General features: G+C 66.9%; 16 protein-coding genes. 4 read left to right on the forward strand and 12 right to left on the reverse strand.

The window, feature by feature from the left end; genetic code table 11:
- Positions 1 to 4: 4 nt before the first annotated feature.
- The gene (locus tag ACFPN1_RS01225; RefSeq protein WP_386752299.1) at positions 5 to 787 is read right to left on the reverse strand and encodes an enoyl-CoA hydratase-related protein; all 783 of its coding nucleotides are present in this window, start codon (positions 785 to 787) and stop codon (positions 5 to 7) included.
- 145 nt (positions 788 to 932) lie between these two features.
- Between ACFPN1_RS01225 and ACFPN1_RS01230 the strand changes: the two genes are divergently transcribed.
- Genes ACFPN1_RS01230 through ACFPN1_RS01240 form a run of 3 tightly spaced genes read left to right on the forward strand, consistent with a single transcriptional unit; the run spans position 933 to position 3,294 of the window.
- Complete coding sequence (locus ACFPN1_RS01230) at positions 933 to 1,187, forward strand: FeoA family protein (RefSeq protein WP_386752301.1); 255 nt, start codon at positions 933 to 935, stop codon at positions 1,185 to 1,187.
- Positions 1,184 to 3,049 (forward strand): ferrous iron transport protein B, encoded by a 1,866-nt coding sequence (gene feoB / locus ACFPN1_RS01235; protein ID WP_386752302.1) that lies wholly within the window; start codon positions 1,184 to 1,186, stop codon positions 3,047 to 3,049. The genes ACFPN1_RS01230 and feoB overlap by 4 nt, the downstream gene beginning before the upstream one ends.
- Positions 3,049 to 3,294, forward strand: coding sequence for a DUF6587 family protein (locus tag ACFPN1_RS01240; protein WP_386752303.1), 246 nt, complete (start codon positions 3,049 to 3,051; stop codon positions 3,292 to 3,294). Before feoB ends, ACFPN1_RS01240 begins: the two co-directional genes overlap by 1 nt.
- A gap of 27 nt (positions 3,295 to 3,321) precedes the next feature.
- Here the strand turns inward: ACFPN1_RS01240 and ACFPN1_RS01245 are convergent, their stop codons facing one another.
- From ACFPN1_RS01245 to ACFPN1_RS01295, 11 genes are all read right to left on the reverse strand, one after another.
- Complete coding sequence (locus tag ACFPN1_RS01245; RefSeq protein WP_386752304.1) at positions 3,322 to 3,684, reverse strand: hypothetical protein; 363 nt, start codon at positions 3,682 to 3,684, stop codon at positions 3,322 to 3,324.
- Entirely contained in the window at positions 3,681 to 4,208 is a 528-nt protein-coding gene (locus ACFPN1_RS01250; protein ID WP_386752305.1) for a bactofilin family protein, read from the reverse strand. The genes ACFPN1_RS01245 and ACFPN1_RS01250 overlap by 4 nt, the downstream gene beginning before the upstream one ends.
- A 211-nt stretch (positions 4,209 to 4,419) precedes the next feature.
- Complete coding sequence (locus tag ACFPN1_RS01255) at positions 4,420 to 6,030, reverse strand: carboxyl transferase domain-containing protein (RefSeq protein ID WP_386752306.1); 1,611 nt, start codon at positions 6,028 to 6,030, stop codon at positions 4,420 to 4,422.
- Positions 6,031 to 6,192: 162 nt separating this feature from the next.
- Positions 6,193 to 6,528 (reverse strand): hypothetical protein, encoded by a 336-nt coding sequence (locus ACFPN1_RS01260; RefSeq protein ID WP_386752307.1) that lies wholly within the window; start codon positions 6,526 to 6,528, stop codon positions 6,193 to 6,195.
- Between the two features lie 177 nt (positions 6,529 to 6,705).
- Complete coding sequence (locus tag ACFPN1_RS01265; protein ID WP_386752308.1) at positions 6,706 to 7,059, reverse strand: hypothetical protein; 354 nt, start codon at positions 7,057 to 7,059, stop codon at positions 6,706 to 6,708.
- Between the two features lie 210 nt (positions 7,060 to 7,269).
- Positions 7,270 to 8,445 carry a thiolase family protein gene (locus ACFPN1_RS01270; protein WP_386752309.1) on the reverse strand — a complete coding sequence of 392 codons (1,176 nt, stop codon included), beginning with the start codon at positions 8,443 to 8,445 and terminating at the stop codon, positions 7,270 to 7,272.
- Positions 8,446 to 8,493: 48 nt separating this feature from the next.
- A complete protein-coding gene (locus ACFPN1_RS01275) occupies positions 8,494 to 9,126 on the reverse strand; it encodes a GNAT family N-acetyltransferase (protein ID WP_386752311.1) in 633 nt (210 codons plus the stop codon).
- A gap of 97 nt (positions 9,127 to 9,223) precedes the next feature.
- Entirely contained in the window at positions 9,224 to 10,381 is a 1,158-nt protein-coding gene (locus ACFPN1_RS01280; RefSeq protein ID WP_386752312.1) for an isovaleryl-CoA dehydrogenase, read from the reverse strand.
- Between the two features lie 558 nt (positions 10,382 to 10,939).
- Entirely contained in the window at positions 10,940 to 12,043 is a 1,104-nt protein-coding gene (locus ACFPN1_RS01285; protein WP_386752314.1) for a Glu/Leu/Phe/Val dehydrogenase dimerization domain-containing protein, read from the reverse strand.
- Between the two features lie 245 nt (positions 12,044 to 12,288).
- A complete protein-coding gene (locus ACFPN1_RS01290; protein ID WP_386752316.1) occupies positions 12,289 to 13,554 on the reverse strand; it encodes a 2OG-Fe(II) oxygenase in 1,266 nt (421 codons plus the stop codon).
- Positions 13,555 to 13,594: 40 nt separating this feature from the next.
- Positions 13,595 to 15,151: a phospholipase D family protein gene (locus tag ACFPN1_RS01295; RefSeq protein ID WP_386752317.1), complete on the reverse strand. Its 1,557-nt coding sequence runs from the start codon at positions 15,149 to 15,151 to the stop codon at positions 13,595 to 13,597.
- Between the two features lie 755 nt (positions 15,152 to 15,906).
- Here ACFPN1_RS01295 and ACFPN1_RS01300 point away from each other — a divergent pair.
- Positions 15,907 to 19,347: a methylmalonyl-CoA mutase family protein gene (locus ACFPN1_RS01300; protein WP_386752319.1), complete on the forward strand. Its 3,441-nt coding sequence runs from the start codon at positions 15,907 to 15,909 to the stop codon at positions 19,345 to 19,347.
- Positions 19,348 to 19,378: the final 31 nt, after the last annotated feature.

Consider the following 19,378-nt stretch of genomic DNA (forward strand, 5'->3'; position numbering starts at 1 on the left):
GTCCTCAGTTGCACCAGGCGGGCTTGCGCTTGTCGAGGAAGGCGGCGAGGCCTTCCTGGCCTTCCGGCGAAACGCGCAACTGCGCGATGAGCGCGGCGTTGTCGGCGTCGAGGCGATCGCGGTCCGTGGTGACCGCCACGCGGCGAAGCAGTCGCTTGGCCGAGGCTGCGGCGACCGGCCCGGCCTTGAGCAGCAGGTCGATCTGGCGCTGGACGGCGGCATCCAGCGCGGTGGCGTCGACGACGTCGTGCAGCAATCCGATGCGTCGGGCTTCTGCCGCATCGAAGATCTCCGCCGTGGCGAACCAGCGTCGTGCCTGGCGAGCGCCGATCGCTTCGATGACGTAGGGCGAGATCACCGCCGGCAGCAGGCCGAGCTTGCTTTCGGTCAGGCCGAACTTGGCTTCCGGCGCGGCGAGGGCGATGTCGCAACATGCGACCAGGCCCACGCCACCGCCGAAGGCCGCGCCATGCACCCGGGCGATCGTGGGCTTGGGCAGTTCGTCCAGCGTGCGCATCAGGCGGGCGAGGGCGAGGGCGTCTTCGCGATTCACGTCCTCGCTCGCTGCGGCCATCCCGCGCATCCAGTTCAGGTCGGCACCGGCGGAAAAGGAGTCCCCTTCGCCCTCCAGGACCACCACGCGGACGCTTTCGTCCCGGGCGGCTGCCTCGAGGGCGCCGGTCAGGGCGGCGATCAGGACGGCGTCGAAGGCGTTGTGCACTTCCGGACGGTTGAGGCGCAACCGGGCGGTCGGCCCCTCGCGCAGGCTCAGGAGCGGGTGGCTCATCGGGGGAAATCCATATCGGGAAACATGAATGATAGCGACCGGCACCGGCCCGCTGATCGACGACGCACATGAGCTTTGGTGCGCGCCCTCCTGCTAGAATGAGAACAATTCCCATTTGTGGCCTCGGCCGCCGGGCGAATCTCCCTTGAAGCTCTCTGAATTGCCGCGCCGCACTGCCGCCACGGTGGAGCGGGTCGAAGACCAGATGCCCAACGACGCCATAGCGCGCCGGCTGCGCGAACTGGGCTTCGTCCAGGGCGAGCGCGTGGAAGTCATGGCGGCCGGCCCGATCGCGGCCGAGCCGCTGCTGGTGCAGGTCGGATTCACCCGCTTCGCCCTGCGTCGCAGCGAAGCCGCGCGGGTCAGGGTCGCCACCACGAATACCGGGGAACCCGCGTGAGCAATGCCACTGCCATCCGCCTGGCCCTGGTCGGCAATCCGAACTGCGGCAAGACCGCGCTGTTCAACCTGCTGACCGGCAGCCGCCAGAAGGTCGCCAATTACGCCGGCGTCACCGTCGAGCGCAAGGAAGGCCGCTTCCACGCGCCCTCGGGCCGTCACTACGCGCTGCTCGACCTGCCGGGTGCCTACAGCCTGCACGCCGCAAGCCTCGATGAAGCGATTACCCGCGATCTGTGCCGCGGCTTCTATCCGGGCGAGCCCGCTCCCGACGTGATCGTGTGCGTGGTGGATGCGACGAACCTGCGCCTGCACCTGCGTTTCGCGCTCGAGGTCCGCGAGTTGGGCAAGCCAATGGTGCTTGCGGTGAACATGATGGATGCGGCGCGGCGACGCGGCATCGAAGTCGACCTGGCGGCGCTCGAACGCGAACTCGGCGTGCCCGTGGTGCCGACGGTCGCCGTCCATCGCGACGGCGCGCGCGAACTCGTGGCCAGGCTCGACGCGGTGGCCGACACGCTGCATGAGCCGACGCATGTCGTGGGCAGCGGAATTGCCGATCCAGAGGTGCTGCACGCGGAAACGCGGCGCCTGCTCGCACTGGCCGTCACCATGCCGCGCCGCACCGCGGAGATCGACGATGCGCTCGACCGCTGGTTGCTGCATCCGGTGGTCGGTCTGTTGTCGCTGGCGGTGGTGATGTTCCTGATCTTCCAGGCCGTGTATGCCTGGGCGACACCGCTGATGGATCTGATCGACGCCGGCACGGCGGCACTGGGCGAATGGACGGGAGCAGCCCTGCCGGACGGTCCGCTCAGGAGCCTGGTGGTCGACGGCATCATCGCCGGCGTCGGCGGCGTGATCGTGTTCCTGCCGCAGATCCTGATCCTGTTCGCCTTCATCCTCGCGCTGGAGGAGTCCGGCTATCTGCCACGCGCCGCGTTCCTGCTCGACCGCCTTATGGCGTCGGCGGGCCTGTCGGGGCGCTCCTTCATTCCCCTGCTGTCGAGCTTCGCCTGCGCGATTCCCGGAATCATGGCCACGCGCTCGATCCAGGACCCGCGCGACCGGCTGGCGACGATCATCGTGGCGCCACTGATGACCTGTTCGGCACGCCTGCCCGTGTATGCGCTGCTGATCGGTGCCTTCATCCCGCAGCAGAAGATCGGTGTCTTAAACCTGCAGGGGCTGGTGCTTTTCGCGCTTTATGCGGCAGGCATCCTGAGCGCGCTGCTGGTCGCGTGGGTGATGAAGAAGTGGCGCCGCGACAAGAGCGAGCACGCGTTGCTGCTGGAGCTTCCCTCGTACCGGTTGCCGCATCCGCGCGATCTGGCGCTGGGCCTGTGGGAGCGCGCGGCGATCTTCCTCCGGCGCGTCGGCGGCATCATCCTGGCGCTGACCATCCTGCTCTGGGTGCTGCTGACGTTCCCTCACGCGCCAGCGGACCATGCCGGCGCCGCGATCGACTACAGCTTCGCCGGTCGCATCGGCCACGCGATGACGACGTTGTTCGCGCCGATCGGATTCAACTGGCAGATCTGCATCGCGCTGATTCCGGGCCTGGCCGCACGCGAAGTCGCCGTGTCCTCGCTCGCCACCGTCTACGCGCTGTCGGCCACGGACGATGCCGCCGCGGCGCAGGCCCTGTCGCCGCTCATCGCGCACGACTGGTCGCTGGCGACGGCGCTGTCGCTGCTGGTCTGGTACATCTACGCGCCGCAGTGCATCTCCACCCTGGCGACCATCCGGCGCGAAACGCGCTCGTGGAAGCAGGTCGGCATCAGCGCCGGCTACCTCTTCGGCATGGCGTACATGGCCTCCCTGATCACCTACCAGGTGGCGGTCGCACTGGGGGCCGGCTGATGCACGCGGGATTGCTCGCGCAATACGTGGTCATCGCGCTTGCAGTCGCGGCGAGTGCGGCGTTCGTCGCGCAGAAGCAGTTCCCGGCCGGCGTGCGCCGGCTGCGCATCGCCCTGGCCGTGCCGCTGGTGCGAAGCGGGCGCGCGACATGGCTGCAGCGACTCGGTCGCTGGATCGCGCCCGCCTCGCGCGTGGGCGAGGGCAGCTGTGGCGGCTGCCACGGCTGCGATACGGGCAAGGCCTGACGTTCGCGCGGGACTGCGCGAACGGGTTCAGTGCTTCCGGCGGGCCTTTGCGCCGGTGGCTTCGGTCATCTCGACGACGAGGCTGAAGGTGCGCTGCTCGTCGGCGTAGAGCGCGCCTACGCCGATGACCTGGCGGGCGATCTCCTCGCCGCGTTCGTTCCTGATCGAAAGCACCATCGAGTATTCCCACGCAGTGTCGCCGGGCGGGGGCGAGATGATGCCTTCGACGTGCAGCGGAGAAATCTTCGCCTTCGTACCCGCAATGGCGGCTTCGTCGAAGCGCAGGTGGTGCCGGCACGCCGGGCACACGCTGGCGCTTTCGAGGATCGTCGTCTTGCAGTGCGGGCACGTGCGGGTCGCTCCCGGCGTGCCCGGGCGCGCGGTGCTCATGCGGCCGCGCCAGGCTCCGCGTTGCCGTTCTTCGTCGTCTTGCCGTCGCCGCCGAATTCGACCTGGCCCTTCATGCGCGAGCCTGCCGCAACGGTGACGGTTTCGGCCTTGACGTCGCCGACCATCACGCCGCTGGCGAGCAGCTCGACGCGCTGCGCCGATTCGATGTTGCCTTCCAGTTCACCCGCGACGATGACCTTGCGGGCGCGCACGCCGCCATTGAGCTTGGCGCCGACTTCGATGGTGAGATCGCCCTGCACGTGCACGTCGCCCTTGAAGCGGCCGGCGATGCGGATATGGCCGGCGCCTTCGATCTTGCCTTCGATGGTGAGGTCGGAAGCGATCAGCGATTCCTTGCCCTCGCTGCGCTCGACCGGTGCGACCGAACGCGACGGGGCCACTGCGGCCGGGTTGAATTCGTTCGGATCCGGCTCGCGCTTGAGCGCCGTCTCGACGGGCTTGGGCGGCTCGGACTGGGCGGGGACATCACGCTTGTTGGCGGCAGGCTGGTTGAAAATCGCCATGACGCGGGCTCCTCTGTTGGGGGGACAGGATGGGCGAATGCGATTTTTCGAGCCTAGCACGCGTGCCGGGGCGACGCGCTGTGACATGAGCAGCAAAGCGCGCACCTATCGTCGCTCGGCGCGCGCTTCGTTCATGCGTTCAGGGAATCGAAGCCGCGCGGCGCGATTGGGGCGAGACGGTGATCTTTCGCAGAGGCTTCGATGTGCCGCGTTACATGCGGAACACGCCGAAGCGCGTGCGCTCTTCGATCGGTGCGTTGAGGCTGGCGGAAATCCCCAGGCCCAGGACGCGACGCGTATCGGCCGGATCGATGATGCCGTCGTCCCACAGGCGCGCCGTGGCGTAGTAGGGATTGCCCTGCGATTCGTACTGTTCGCGGATGGGTGCCTTGAAGGCTTCTTCCTCGTCGGCCGTCCAGACCTTGCCCGCCGCTTCGATGCCGTCGCGCTTCACCGTGGCGAGCACGGAAGCGGCCTGTTCGCCGCCCATCACGCTGATGCGCGCATTCGGCCACATCCACAGGAACCGCGCCCCGTAGGCGCGTCCGCACATCGCGTAGTTGCCGGCGCCGAAACTGCCGCCGATCACGACGGTGAACTTGGGCACGTGCGAGCACGCCACCGCGGTCACCATCTTCGCGCCGTCCTTCGCGATGCCGGCGTTCTCGTACTTGCGGCCGACCATGAAGCCGGTGATGTTCTGCAGGAACACCAGCGGGATGCCGCGCTGGTTGCACAGTTCGATGAAGTGCGCGCCCTTGAGCGCGGATTCGGCGAACAGGATGCCGTTGTTGGCGACGATGCCCACCGGATAGCCATGCAGGTGCGCGAAGCCAGTCACCAGGGTTTTTCCGTAGCGCGCCTTGAATTCCTGGAATTCGCTGCCGTCGACGACGCGCGCGATCACTTCGCGGATATCGAACGGGCGGCGCGTGTCCTTCGGCACGATGCCGTACAGCTCCCCGGCCGGATAGAGCGGTTCGCGCACGGCCTGCACGGCGACCGGCAGCTGCTTGGTGCGATTGAAGGTGCCGACGATGTCGCGCGCGATCTGCAGCGCATGGCGGTCGTCCTCGGCGAAGTGATCGGCTACGCCGGAAACGGACGTGTGCACGTCGGCGCCGCCCAATGCCTCGGCATCGACGACTTCGCCGGTGGCGGCCTTCACCAGCGGCGGGCCGCCCAGGAAGATCGTGCCCTGTTCCTTGACGATGATGGATTCGTCGCACATCGCCGGCACGTAGGCGCCGCCGGCCGTGCACGAACCCATCACGACGGCGATCTGCGGGATGTTTTCCGCACTCATCCGCGCCTGGTTGTAGAAGATGCGGCCGAAGTGCTCCTTGTCGGGGAACACCTGGTCCTGCAGGGGCAGGAAGGCGCCGCCGGAGTCGACGAGATAGATGCAGGGAAGCTTGTTCTCGCGCGCGATCTCCTGCGCGCGCAGGTGCTTCTTCACCGTCATCGGGAAGTAGGTGCCGCCCTTGACGGTCGCGTCGTTGGCGACGATCACCACTTCCTGCCCCATCACGCGGCCGATGCCGCAGACCATGCCGGCCGCGGGCGCAGCATCGTCGTACATCCCTTCGGCGGCGAGCGGCGCGATTTCGAGGAAGGGCGAGCCGGGATCGAGCAGGGCAACGATGCGATCGCGTGCGAGCAGCTTGCCGCGCTCGGTGTGCTTTGCGCGTGCCTTCTCGCCACCGCCATTCGCCGCGCGCGCCAGGCGCGCATCGAGTTCCTCGACGAGGGCGCGATGGTAGGCCGCGTTGTCCTGGAATTCCTGCGAGCGGGGATCGAGCTGGGAAGTGAGCGCGGGCATCGTGGCAGCAGGTAAAAAGACGCGGAATGAAAACATACACGGCGCAGGCACGCCACGAGAAATGATTCCACGCGTCTGCCGCGGGGCCGGCGATAGGCGGTTGCGCGCAAAAAAGAAGGCCCGCTTGCGCGGGCCTTCTGATATCGCAAGACAAGAAGTGGATTACTTCTTGACTTCTTCCTTCGCAGCGTCGGTGGCTTCGGCAGCGGCGTCGGTCGTGGCGGCGGCAGCGTCGGTGGCAGCAGCGGCAGCGGCGTCGCCAGCCTGGGCGGCGGCGTCGGTCGTGGCGGCAGCGGCGTCGGCAGCCGTGGTGGCAGCGGCGTCGGTAGCGGCAGCAGCGGCGTCGCCGGCGGCGGCAGCAGCGTCGGTGGCCGAAGCGGCGGCGTCGGTGGCGGCGGCCTGGGCCTGGTCGGCCGAGGCAGCGGCTTCTTCGGACTTGTTGCAGGCCGACAGGGCGAGGACCGCGGCGGCGAGGAGGACGTAGAGCTTGGTGTTCATGGATGTCTCCGAGGAGTTGTCTGAAAAAACTGGGTTTTTGCGAGTCAGGCAACGCCAGTGCGCGCAGCGATCGGCGGGGCCGGTTCTATCGTTCACTGACCACATGGAAAAAGCCGCCGGCAGGCCGGCGGCTCTTCCCTGTTCACTGTAACAGATTTGCCTGTTAAGGAAATACTGTTACTTCTTTTCTTCGGTCGCTTCCTGGGCCGCGTCCTTCGCCTGCTCGGCCGAGTCGGCGGCCTGCTGGGCGGTGTCGGCAGCGGTGTCAGCCGCTTCGTTGGTCGGAGCGGTGGCAGCGGCGTCGGCCGAGGTGGCGGCAGCGTCGGCGGCCTGAGCGGCAGCGTCGGCAGCCTGCTGGGCAGCGTCGCCAGCGGCCTGGTCGGTCGAAGCGGTTGCAGTGTCGGCAGCAGCCTGAGCTTCGGTCGCCGCGGCGGAGGCGTCGGCGGCGGCGTCTTCGGCCTGCTTCTGGTTCGAGCACGCGGCCAGAGCGAAGCCCAGAGCCAGGGCGATCAGCGCCTTATTGAAAGTCATGTTCGTTTCCTCGTCGTGGATGGGTCAACGCGCAGGGGGCGCGTCGCTAACAATGATGACAAGGCCATTACCCGTGTCAAGCGGGCGGCCGTCTTTATTTCGTTATCCCGTTGTTAGGCTTTTCGCGGGTTAAGGCCAACGTTACGCGAACATGAAATGCAGGCGTTTCTTTCACCTTGCCTGCACGTCGGGTCGGCAAGCCAACTGCGCTCAGGCGAGCTCGATGGCGAGTGCCGTCGCTTCGCCGCCACCGATGCACAGTGCCGCCACCCCGCGCCTGGCGCCACGCTGGCGCAGCGCGTTGATCAGAGTCACCACCAGGCGGGCACCGCTGGCGCCGATCGGATGGCCAAGCGCGCAGGCGCCGCCGTGGACGTTGAGCTTGTCGTGCGGAATGCCGAGTTCCCGCATGGGTGCCATCGCGACGCAGGCGAAGGCTTCGTTGACCTCGAACAGGTCCACGTCGGCCACCGACCAGCCGGCCTTCTTCAGGACGTTCGCGATCGCGGTAACCGGCGCGGTGGTGAACCACTCCGGCGCCTGCGAGTGCGTGGCGTGCGCGACGATGCGTGCCAGCGGCTTCAGGCCGCGCTTGCCCGCTTCGTCGGCGGACATCAGCACCGTGGCGGCGGCGCCGTCGTTGATGCTGGAGGAACTGGCGGCGGTGATGGTGCCGTCCTTCTTGAACGAGGGGCGCAGGGTCGGGATCTTGTTGATGTCGCAGCGGCCCGGCTGTTCGTCGGTATCGATCACCACGTCGCCCTTGCGGCCGGCGACAGTGACCGGAACGATCTCATCCTTGAAGGCGCCCGACTGCTGCGCTGCAAGCGCGCGGCGCACGCTCTCGGCGCTATAGGCGTCTTGTTCCTCGCGGGTGAATTCGTACTTCGCCACGCACTGCTCGCCGAACACGCCCATGGCCTGCTTGTCGTACGGATTGGTCAGGCCGTCGTACGCCATGTGGTCGAGCATCTCGACGCTGCCGTACTTGGTGCCGGTGCGCGAGTTGTTGAGCAGGTGCGGCGCATTGGTCATCGACTCCATGCCGCCGGCGACCACGACGCTCGAGGAACCGGCCTTGATCGCGTCGTGCGCCTGCATGATCGCCTTCATGCCCGAACCGCACACCTTGTTGATGGTGGTGCAGCCGGCCGCAGAGGGGATGCCGGCGCCGATCGACGCCTGGCGGGCGGGGGCCTGGCCGAGGCCGGCCGGCAACACGCAGCCCATGATCACTTCGTCCACCTGGTCGGCAGCGACGCCGGCCTGCTCGAGTGCACCCCGGATCGCGGTGGCGCCGAGGGTGGGCGTGGGCACGCCGGTGAACTGACCGAGAAGGGAACCGATGGCGGTGCGCTTGGCACCGACGATGACGACGTCGCTCATGGTGACTCCGGAATTTGGCGAAGCCGGCGCGCGGCCGGAACAGCCCGATTATGGGCCGCGATGTTGCGCTGCGGCAAATAGTTGCCGTCGCAACGGAAGCAGATACAAGCTGCGGCCGCGCCCGGGTTTCGCAGCCGGACGGAATCCCAGCGGCTCGAAAAGCGCGGGCACACCGGTCCAGACGAATGCGCCGCCTTGCCGTTCATCGGATGCGACGAACTGGGGGTAAGCCTCGATTTCCGCCGCTCCCCGCGCCCGGGCGAGGTTCACGGCCGCCGCGACAAGGGCTCTGGCGATGCCGCGGCCGCGCTCGCGGGCGGGGACGTACAGGCAGTTGAGCGACCAGGTCGCGGCATTCCATTCGCGTCGCAACGCTTTGCTGCGTTCCAGTCGTGGAAAGCCGGATCGCGGACCAATGGCGCACCAACCAACCGGTATGTCGCGATCGAACGCGAGCACGCCGGAAGCGGCGCCCGATTCAACGAGGGCGCGGAAGGCGTCGCGGTTCGGTGCGCCCTTCGCGGCTTCCCAGGTTTTGCCGCCCATCGGCACGCGCCACCACATGCACCAGCAACCGCCGCACGCGCCGTTGGCGCCGAACAGGGATTCGACGACCGGCCAGTCGTCGCGCCGCAGCGGCCGGGTCCGGATGGAAGCAGCGCTGGCTTTGCGCGCGGACATGCGGGGAGCATAACGATGTGTCGCGATCGCGCGCGATGACATCGCCAAAAGAAAAAGCCGCCCGGAGGGCGGCTTTTCGCAGGGAACTGGTCCGGGCTCAGCTGCGCCCGTCGAACAACTCGCGGCCGATCAGCATGCGCCGGATCTCGTTCGTCCCCGCGCCGATCGCGTAGAGCTTGGCATCGCGCAGGATGCGGCCGGTGGCGAACTCGTTGATGTAGCCGTTGCCGCCGAGCGCCTGGATGCCTTCGAGGGCGACCTGCACCGCGGCCTCCGATGCATGCAGCAGGCACGAAGCGGCGTCGATGCGGCTCTTGTGCCCGGCGTCGTAGTCGCGCGCGACCTGGTAGGCGAAGGCGCGCGAGGACTGCAGCGCCGTGTACATGTCGGCGATCTTGCCCTGCATCAGGCCGAAGGTGCCGATGGCCTGGTCGAACTGCTTGCGTTCGCGCACGTAGGGCAGGGCGATGTCGAGCGCGGCCTGCATCAGGCCGAGCGGACCGCCGGTGAGCACCAGGCGCTCGGTGTTGAGGCCGGACATCAGCACCTTGACGCCGTTGTTGACCTCGCCGAGCGCGTTCTCTTGCGGGATCTCGCAGTTCTCGAACACCAGCTCGCAGGTGTTGGAGCCGCGCATGCCGAGCTTGTCGAGCTTCTGCGCGGTGGAGAAACCCTTCATGCCCTTTTCGACGATGAAGGCGGTCATGCATTTGCTGCCCGCGTCCTTGCCGGCGGTGCGCATGTAGACGATCAGCACGTCGGCCTCGGGGCCGTTGGTGATCCACATCTTGTTGCCGTTGGCGATCCACACGCCGTCGCGGAGCTCCGCACGGCACGACATCGAACCCACGACATCGGAACCCGCGCCCGGCTCGCTCATCGCCAGCGCGCCCTTCCATTCGCCGCTGCACAGCTTCGGCAGATACTTCGCGCGCTGCGCCTCGTTGCCGTTGGCGTAGAGGTTGCTGACGCAGAGATTGGAATGCGCGCCGTACGACAGGCCCACGGAGCCGGAGGCGCGCGAGATCTCTTCCATCGCGACGAGGTGGGCGAGGTAGCCCATGTCGCTGCCGCCGTATTCGCCCGGCACCGTCATGCCGAGCAGGCCCATCTCGCCCAGCTTGGGCCACAGGTCCTGCGGGAACCAGTTGTCGTGATCGATCTGCTGCGCGCGCGGCGCGATTTCGGCATCGGCGAAACGGCGCACGGCCTCGCGCAGCGCGTCGATTTCTTCACCGAGGGGGAAAGGGCGCATCTGGAATCCTTGTGCTGAAGGCGAAAGAAGGTGTTGCCGGCCCAGTCACAATTCTATCGCTTTGCAGGCTACGCCCGAAATAAAAACGCCCGGACTGACCGGGCGTTTTGAATTGCGGCGATGTTGCCTTTGCTCGTCATCCCCGCGGAAGCGGGGATCCACGGACGTTGCGGTGACTTCGAAAGTCCATGGATTCCCGCCTGCGCGGGAATGACGGTTTGATTGGTCGAGGACTACCGCAGGCGTGGCGATGCGCACGGGATGCCAACAAAAACGCCCGGACTGGCCGGGCGTTTCTGGCCTGCTGCGTTGTTGCCTCTGCTCGTCATGCCGCCTGCGCGGGCATGACGGTTTGATTGGCCGAGGACTGCCGCAGGCGTGGCGATGCGCGCGGGATGCCAACAAAAACGCCCGGACTGGCCGGGCGTTTCTGGACCGCTGCGTTGTTGCTTTTGCTCGTCATCCCCGCGGAAGCGGGGATCCAGTGCCTTTCGGTATTCCGGACAAAGGCACTGGGTTCCCGCTTTCGCGGGAACGACGACACGACCAGCGCGAGTCTTAGTGACCGCCGCGGATGCGTCCCTGGAACCGCGGCTGCGAACGACCCAGCGGCAGCTTCAGCTTGCCGATCGCGCTGATGCGCTCTTCGGCGAGGCGGTCGGCGGCCTTGTAGGTCGGGATCGCGTCGCGTTCGGCGATCTCGTAGATGCGCGCCAGGTTGTGGTAGATCGTGCGCATCATGCGCATGGCGCGTTCGCGGTTGTAGCCATCGAGTTCCAGCGCCACGTTCATCACGCCGCCCGCGTTCACCGCGTAGTCCGGCGCGTACAGGATGCCGCGCTTGGCCACTTCGTCGCCGATGGCGTTGTTGGCCAGCTGGTTGTTGGCCGCGCCGCAGATGACCTTGGCCTTCAGGCGGGGCAGGGTGTTCTCGTTGACGGTGCCACCCAGCGCGCAGGGCGAGTACACGTCGGCCGGCACGTCGTAGATCTCGTCCAGGCCGACGGCTTCGGCGCCGTATTCGGACACGGCCTTGTCGACCAGCTGCTTGTTGATGTCGGTGACGAAGATCTTGGCGCCGCGTTCCTTCAGCAGCTTCACGTATTCCATGCCGACGTGGCCCAGGCCCTGCACCGAGTACGAATACTTGCCGACTTCCTCGTCGCCGAAACGCTTGTTGAGCGTCGCCATCAAGCCCTGCAGGGTGCCGTAGGCGGTGAACGGCGACGGGTCGCCCGAACCACCGTGGACCTGGTGCACGCCGGTCACGTATTCCGTTTCGCGATACACATATTCCATATCGTTGACGTCGATGCCGACGTCCTCGGCCGTGATGTAACGGCCGCCGAGCGATTCGACGAACTGGCCGAACGCGCGGAACAGCGCTTCGGACTTGTCCGTGGCCGGATCGCCGATGATCACCGCCTTACCGCCACCGATGTTCAGACCCGCGACCGCGTTCTTGTAGGTCATGCCGCGCGACAGACGCAGCACGTCGTTCAGCGCGTCCTGCTCGGTCTTGTACGGCCACATGCGCGTACCGCCCAGCGCGGGGCCGAGGACCGTGTTGTGGATCGCGATGATGGCCTTCAGGCCGGCGTCCTTGTTGTGGCAGAAGACGACCTGCTCGTGGCCGAAGGTGTCGAGGGTTTCAAAAATCATCGGATGCTCCGGTTGACGGTCGGAATGCGCATGGCAAACGACGCCAACAAGGTGATGTAAGTCGTTGAATGGGCGGAGAACTGCGGTCGTGATGCCGGGCAGGGCCGGCTCCGCAGGCGGCGTAGTCTAATGCAATCGATTCCATCCGGCCCGTACCCAGGCTGGCGGACACGCTGGAATCATGGATACGCGGGCGTATGTCACCGTGTGAAGGTCGCGTCGAAGCCAACGGACCGCATCGCCGTTCAATAAGCCCGGTAGCCGCGCTCCCGCAGCCACAGCGTCGCCAACCATTTCTCGCCGTGCTGCACCGGCAGGCCGGCGTGCAGCGAATCTACGTCCGGGCTGCCATCGGCAAGCAGGTTGTCGAACACCACCGCGCGGCCCGCCTGCGGTTCCACCGTCACGCCGGAAACAGGGAAGGCGGTTTCGCCGCCGGCTTCCGGCTCGTTGAGGTACACGCAGATCGTGCGCGCGCGGTTGCCGGCTTCGGGCACGTCGTCGCGCAGTGATTCGGGCGAACGGTAGTCGCGGTGCGGCCGGTATTCCTGGCCGGGCTCATACGCCAGCACGACCAGGTGTTCGGCCTGTACCAGTTCCATGCCCGCCGCGCTCGCCATGCGTTGCTGCACGAGGCGCAGCGACAGGTCTTCCACCAGTGGATCGAAGCTGGCGTCGCTGCTGGTGCGGATCTGCATCGCCGAGGCTTCCCCGGTGCGTTCGTCGATGGCCAGCGAGCGATGCAGCATCGGCCGCGCGGCGGCGATGAGCAGGCGGCATTCGTCGGCGGACAGCAGGCCATCGATCACGGCGACGCGCGGCCGTTCGCTGACCGCTCGCGCGAGCGGCGCCTGTAAACCGTCTTCCAGCAGCAGCGTGCCGGCGGTCGAGCGCGTGGCGATGTCCTCGACCGAAAGCGCGGGCAATGGCGCAATGCCGCCGGCTTCCAGGCGCGCGCGCAGGCGACCGGCGGCGTCGCGGTCGGCAGCGCAGCCTTCGCCGCGTGCCAGGCGTTCGGACAACAGCAGGGCCGCGACCCAGTCGCCACGCTGCGCGGCGTGGTCGAGCAACTGCAGGCAACGCTGCTGGTCCTGCGCATTCGCCTTGCGTCCGAAATGGATCGCCGCCGCGCGCAGTGCCGGTGCCATGCCCGCGTTGAGCGCCTGCATCACGCGCTGGTTGATCCGCGCGTCGTGCGGCGCGGCGACACCGCCGACTGAGACGAGCGCCAGCATGTAAGCGGCAACGGGATGGCCGGTGGCTTCGGCGCGCAGCAGCCACGCCACCGCTTCTTCGACATTGCGTTCCGTACCCACGCCATGCAGCTGCATGCGCGCCAGTTCGATCTGCGCCGGCGCGAAACCGGCGTCCGCGGCGCGCCGATGCCAGTCGTGCGCCTCTTCCATCGCCTGGCGCGCGACCAGGCCCTGCGCCAGCTGGAACCACGTCTGCGGTGAAGGTTCCGCCGCGGCGCTGCGCAGCTGTTCGAGGGCGGGATCGGGTGTGCTCATGGCGCGGCAGCGTAGCCGAAGCCGCACGTCGAAAGTGCACTCACAACTGCGACTCGATCGGCAACCAGCCCGCCGCGCGCGCCGCGGCACGCTGCCAACGCGTGGTGTCCGGTTCGTGGTCGAGCAGCAGGGGCGGCTGCGCGGCGCGATCCAGCCAGCGTAGCTCGCCATCCGGCCGGCGGTGGACCCAATAGCTCAGCGCCGGGCCGGCAAGCCGCAGGTATTCGTCACGAAGGGAGCGGGCGATCGCCGGATCGTCGAACAGCACGCCCATCTCGGTATTCAGGTCGGCCGAGCGCGGATCGAGGTTGAACGAGCCGACGAAGCCGCGCGCATCGTCCACTACGAATGCCTTGGTGTGCAGGCTCGCGCCGCTGCTGCCGAAGATGCCCGCGGTCTCAGGGCGCCCCTGCGCGCGGATCTCATACAACCGCACGCCGACCGCGAGCAGCCGCCCGCGATAGCCCGCATAACCGCTGTGCACCGCCGGTACGTCGTTGGCAGCCAGCGAATTGGTGATCACGCCGACGAACGCGCCGCGGCCGGTGAGCCCGGCCAGGCCTTGCGTGCCGAACTCGCCGGGGACGAAGTAGGGCGAAATCAGCAGGGCCTTCCGGTGCGCTCGATTCAGCTGCGCGGCGAGGCGCTCGACCATCCAGCCGCTGCGATCGTCGTTCTTCCACTTCAACGGCGGATCGGCGACCACGTGGATGCCGTCGCTCCAGTGCGGCTGCAGTTTCCCGGCAAAGTAGGCGCGCACCTGCGGGGAGGCTTCGACGCGTTGCAGATAACGCCGCGCTTCCGGCCCTTCGGCTTCCTTCGCCACGCTCGCCATCAACGCCTGCAACTGCTGCGGTTCCTTGCGGCTCAGCGCCGCGATCGGCACCGCCGCCGCACTGTTCCAGTAGCGGTCGAACACGTCGCTGGCCTGCGCCACGGCCGGTCCGAACAGCACCAGGTCGAGGTCGCGGAAGTTCGTCTCCCTGCCGGCGTTGAAATACTCCTCGCCGATGTTGCGGCCACCGACCACCGCCATGCGGCCGTCGGCGATCCAGGCCTTGTTGTGCATGCGGTGGTTGACGCTCACCACGCGCTGCACGAGTTCGTACATGCGCAGGACGCCGCCGCGGTTGCGGAACGGGTTGTAGAGGCGGATCTCGATGTTGGGATGCGCGTCCAGCGCGAGCAGGCCGGGATCGAGGCCTTCGGCGTTCATGTCGTCCAGGAGCATCCGCACGCGCACGCCGCGTTCGGCCGCGAGCCAGGCTTCGCGCCCGAGCAGGCGACCGGTCAGGTCGTCGTGCCAGATGTAGTACTGCAGATCGAGGCTGCGACCCGCGCGCCGCGCCGAGATCGCGCGCGCGGCGAAGGCGTCGAGTCCATCGGGCACCAGGATTGCGCCGGTCTTGCCCGGTTGCGTGGCCAGCAGCGGGACGAGTTCGCGATCCAGATCCGTCTGCGCCGCCTGCACGGGCAGGGCATGGCTGGGTTTGCCCGTCGCCGGTGGCGTCAGATGGTCTGCCAGCAGCCAGCCGCTGAGGGTCAGCATCACGAGTACCAGCAGTCCCCAGGCCATCAGACGCGCCAATCGCCGCATGCTTTGTCTCCCCGATTCCCCGCACAAGTATCCCCCCTCGCTCCGTCTGCTGGGAGAGGGCAACCTCGAACACATCCCTCGCCCGTTTGCGGGGACAGCGTTGCGAAGCAACGCAGGGTGAGGGGACGTATGGCGATGCGAGGGAAAAGCGCGCCCCTCATCCGGCGCTACGCGCCACCTTCTCCCCGCAGGCGGGGAGAAGGACGCGCCTCGATTGCCCTTGCAGCCCCTCGCCCGCTTGCGGGGAGAGGGACAGCGTTGCGAAGCAACGCAGGGTGAGGGGACGTATGGCGATGCAAGGGAAAAGCGCGCCCCTCATCCGCCGCTACGCACCACCTTCTCCCCGCAGGCGGGGAGAAGGACACGCCTCGATTGCCCTTACAGCCCCTCGCCCCGCTTGCGGGGAGAGGGACAGCGTTGCGCAGCAACGCAGGGTGAGGGGACGTCTGGCGATGCAAGGAAAAGCGCGCCCTCATCCGGCGCTACGCGCCACCTTCTCCCCGCAGGCGGGGAGAAGGACACGCCTCGATTGCCCTTGCAGCCCCTCGCCCCGCTTGCGGGGAGAGGGACAGCGTTGCGAAGCAACGCAGGGTGAGGGGACGTGTGGCGATGCGAGGGAAAAGCGCGCCCCTCATCCGCCGCTACGCGCCACCTTCTCTCCCCACGCGGGGAGAAGGGCACATCACCCCCAAAAAGCCGCCCCATACCATCGCGCTACAATGCGGATTCGATCGTTTCCGTACTGAGCGCTGCACATGAGCACCCCCGCCAGCAACCTTCCCGAAGCCCAGACCGAGAGCACCCCGCTGCGCTTCGTCACCGCCGCCAGCCTGTTCGACGGCCATGACGCCGCGATCAACATCATGCGCCGGCTGATCCAGGGGCAGGGCGCCGAAGTCATCCACCTCGGCCACAACCGCTCGGTCGAGGACGTGGTCCGCGCCGCGCTGCAGGAAGACGCCGACGCCATCGCGCTGTCGTCCTACCAGGGCGGCCACGTCGAGTACTTCAAGTACATGGTCGACATGCTCAGGGAGCGCAACGCCTCGCACATCCGCGTGTTCGGTGGCGGTGGCGGCACCATCACCCCGGAAGAAATCCGCGAACTGCAGGCCTACGGCGTCGAGCGCATCTACCACCCCAACGACGGCATGCACATGGGCCTGGTGTCCATGATCGAGGACGTGGTCCGCCGCGCCGAGGCCGCGCGCCTGCCGGTGGAGAAGCCGCACAAGGTCGCCTTCGACAACGAGATCGAGATCGGCCGCATGCTCTCGGCGATCGAGGAGAGCGCGCTGGACGAAGCCGAGCTCGCCCACCTGCGCAAGGAATGGCAGCTCGCCGGCGGTAAGACGCCCGTCATCGGCATCACCGGTACCGGCGGCGCCGGCAAGTCGTCGGTCACCGACGAACTGCTCAACCGCTTCCTCGGCAACTTCCCCGACATGCGCATTGCGGTGATCTCGGTCGACCCGACCCGTCGCCGCACCGGCGGCGCGCTGCTTGGCGACCGCATCCGCATGAACTCGCTGCGCAGCAAGCGCGTCTTCATGCGCTCGATGGCCACGCGCCGCCAGCACATGGCGACGAATGTCGTGCTGAAGGACTGCATCAGCTTCCTGAAGTCGCTCGGCTACGACCTCGTCATCGTCGAGACCGCCGGCATCGGCCAGTCCGACTCGGAGATCGTCGACCTCGTCGACTTCCCGATGTACGTGATGACCAGCGACTTCGGCGCGCCCAGCCAGCTCGAGAAGATCGACATGCTCGACTACGCCGAGCTGGTCGTGCTCAACAAATTCGACAAGCGCGGCGCGGAAGACGCCCTGCGCGACGTACGCAAACAGTGGAAGCGCAACCGCGTCGCCTTCCAGACCAAGGACGAAGACGTCCCCGTCTATCCCACCATCGCCTCCCAGTTCAACGACCCCGGCATCAGCTGGATGTTCGCCAACCTCTGCCGCCTGCTGCGCGACAAGCTCGCCCTGCCGGCCGAGAAGTGGACCCCGCAGATCGACACCAGCCTGAAAGAACCGCGCGCCACCGTCCTGATCCCCGGCAGCCGCGTGCGCTACCTCGCCGAGATTGCCGAACAAGGCCGCGGCATCAACAAGCAGATCGAAACGCAGTCGGAGATTGCCGATCGCGCGCAGTCGTATTGGCAGTCCTTGCACGACCTGGGCGACGACAGGCTGCCCAACGCCCTCGACCTGTTCCCCGGCGACGCCCTGACCGACGGCGGCGACAAGACCCTGCTCACCCTGCGCCAGCGCTACAACGACGCAGTGCAATCCCTCGCCTCCGAAGCCCTCAAGCTTCTGCGCGACTGGCCGCAACGCCTCAAGTCCATCACCGACGACGTCAACGAATACAAAGTCCGCGACAAGACCATCCGCGTCGAAAACTACCGCGAATCCCTCAGCCACCAGAAGATCCCCAAGATCGCCGCCCCCACCTACAAATCCTGGGGCGAACTGCTGACCTTCCTGCAAAAAGAAAACCTGCCCGGCTACTACCCGTACACCGGCGGCGTCTACCCGTACCGCCGCACCGGCGAGGACCCGATCCGCATGTTCGCGGGCGAGGGCACGCCCGAGCGCACCAACCGCCGCTTCCACTACCTCAGCGTCGGCCAGCCCGCCGCGCGCCTGTCCACCGCCTTCGACAGCGTCACCCTGTACGGCGAAGACCCCGCCGTGCGCCCGGACATCTACGGCAAGATCGGCAACTCCGGCGTCAACATCGCCACGCTGGACGACATGAAGAAGCTGTACTCCGGCTTCGACCTGTGCGCGCCGACGACCTCGGTCTCGATGACCATCAACGGCCCGGCGCCGATCATCCTCGCGATGTTCATGAACACCGCCATCGACCAGCAGGTCGAGAAGTACCTGCGCGCCGAACAGGCCCGTTGGGACGCCGCGCACGAGAAGATCGAGACGATGTTCGAGGGCAAGAAGCGCCCCGAATACAGCGGCATGCTCCCCGAAACCAACGACGGCCTCGGCCTGGGCCTGCTGGGCGTCACCGGCGATCAGGTCGTCGAGCCCGAGGTCTACGAGAAGATCAAGGCCGAAACGCTCAAGGTCGTGCGCGGCACCGTGCAGGCCGACATCCTGAAAGAGGACCAGGCCCAGAACACCTGCATCTTCAGCACCGAGTTCGCCCTGCGCATGATGGGCGACATCCAGCAGTACTTCGTCGACAAGAACGTCCGCAACTTCTACTCGGTGTCGATCAGCGGTTATCACATCGCCGAAGCCGGCGCGAACCCCATCAGCCAGCTCGCCTTCACCCTGTCCAACGGCTTCACCATCGTCGAGTACTACCTTGCCCGCGGCATGAAGATCGACGACTTCGCGCCCAACCTGTCGTTCTTCTTCAGCAACGGCATGGACCCCGAGTACACCGTCATCGGCCGCGTCGCCCGCCGCATCTGGGCCCGCGCCATGCGCGAACGCTACGGCGCCAGCGCCCGCAGCCAGATGATGAAGTACCACATCCAGACCAGCGGCCGCTCCCTGCACGCGCAGGAGATCCAGTTCAACGACATCCGCACCACACTGCAGGCCCTGTACGCCCTGTTCGACAACTGCAACAGCCTGCACACCAACGCCTACGACGAAGCCATCACCACGCCGACCGAAGAGTCAGTGCGTCGTGCCGTGGCGATCCAGATGATCATCAACAAGGAGCTGGGGCTGAACTTCAACGAGAACCCCTGGCAGGGCAGCTTCATCGTCGACAAGCTCACCGACATCGTCGAGGAAGCGGTTTACAAGGAGTTCGAGGCGATCAGCGAGCGCGGGGGCGTGCTCGGTGCGATGGACACGATGTACCAGCGCGGGAAGATCCAGGAAGAGTCGCTGTATTACGAGCACAAGAAGCACGATGGGTCGCTGCCGCTGATTGGCGTCAATACCTTCCTGCCGAAGGATCATGGCGGCGACATCGTTACCGAGATCGAGCTGATCCGGAGCACGGAAGGGGAGAAGGGGCAGCAGATCGAGAACGTTGCGGGATATCAGCGCAATCGGAATGGGTATGCGGCTGAGGGGTTGAAGTCGCTACAGGCTACGGCGCGGGAGCGGCGGAATGTGTTTGCGAGTTTGATGGAGGCGGTGAAGACGCATAGCCTCGGGCAGATCAGTCATGCGTTGTACGATGTGGGTGGGGAGTACAGGCGGAATATGTAATTGACGACAGGCCCGCGCACGCGGGCCTTTC

This window comes from Lysobacter yangpyeongensis (assembly GCF_042655745.1).
Classification (GTDB): Bacteria; Pseudomonadota; Gammaproteobacteria; order Xanthomonadales; family Xanthomonadaceae; genus Agrilutibacter; species Agrilutibacter yangpyeongensis.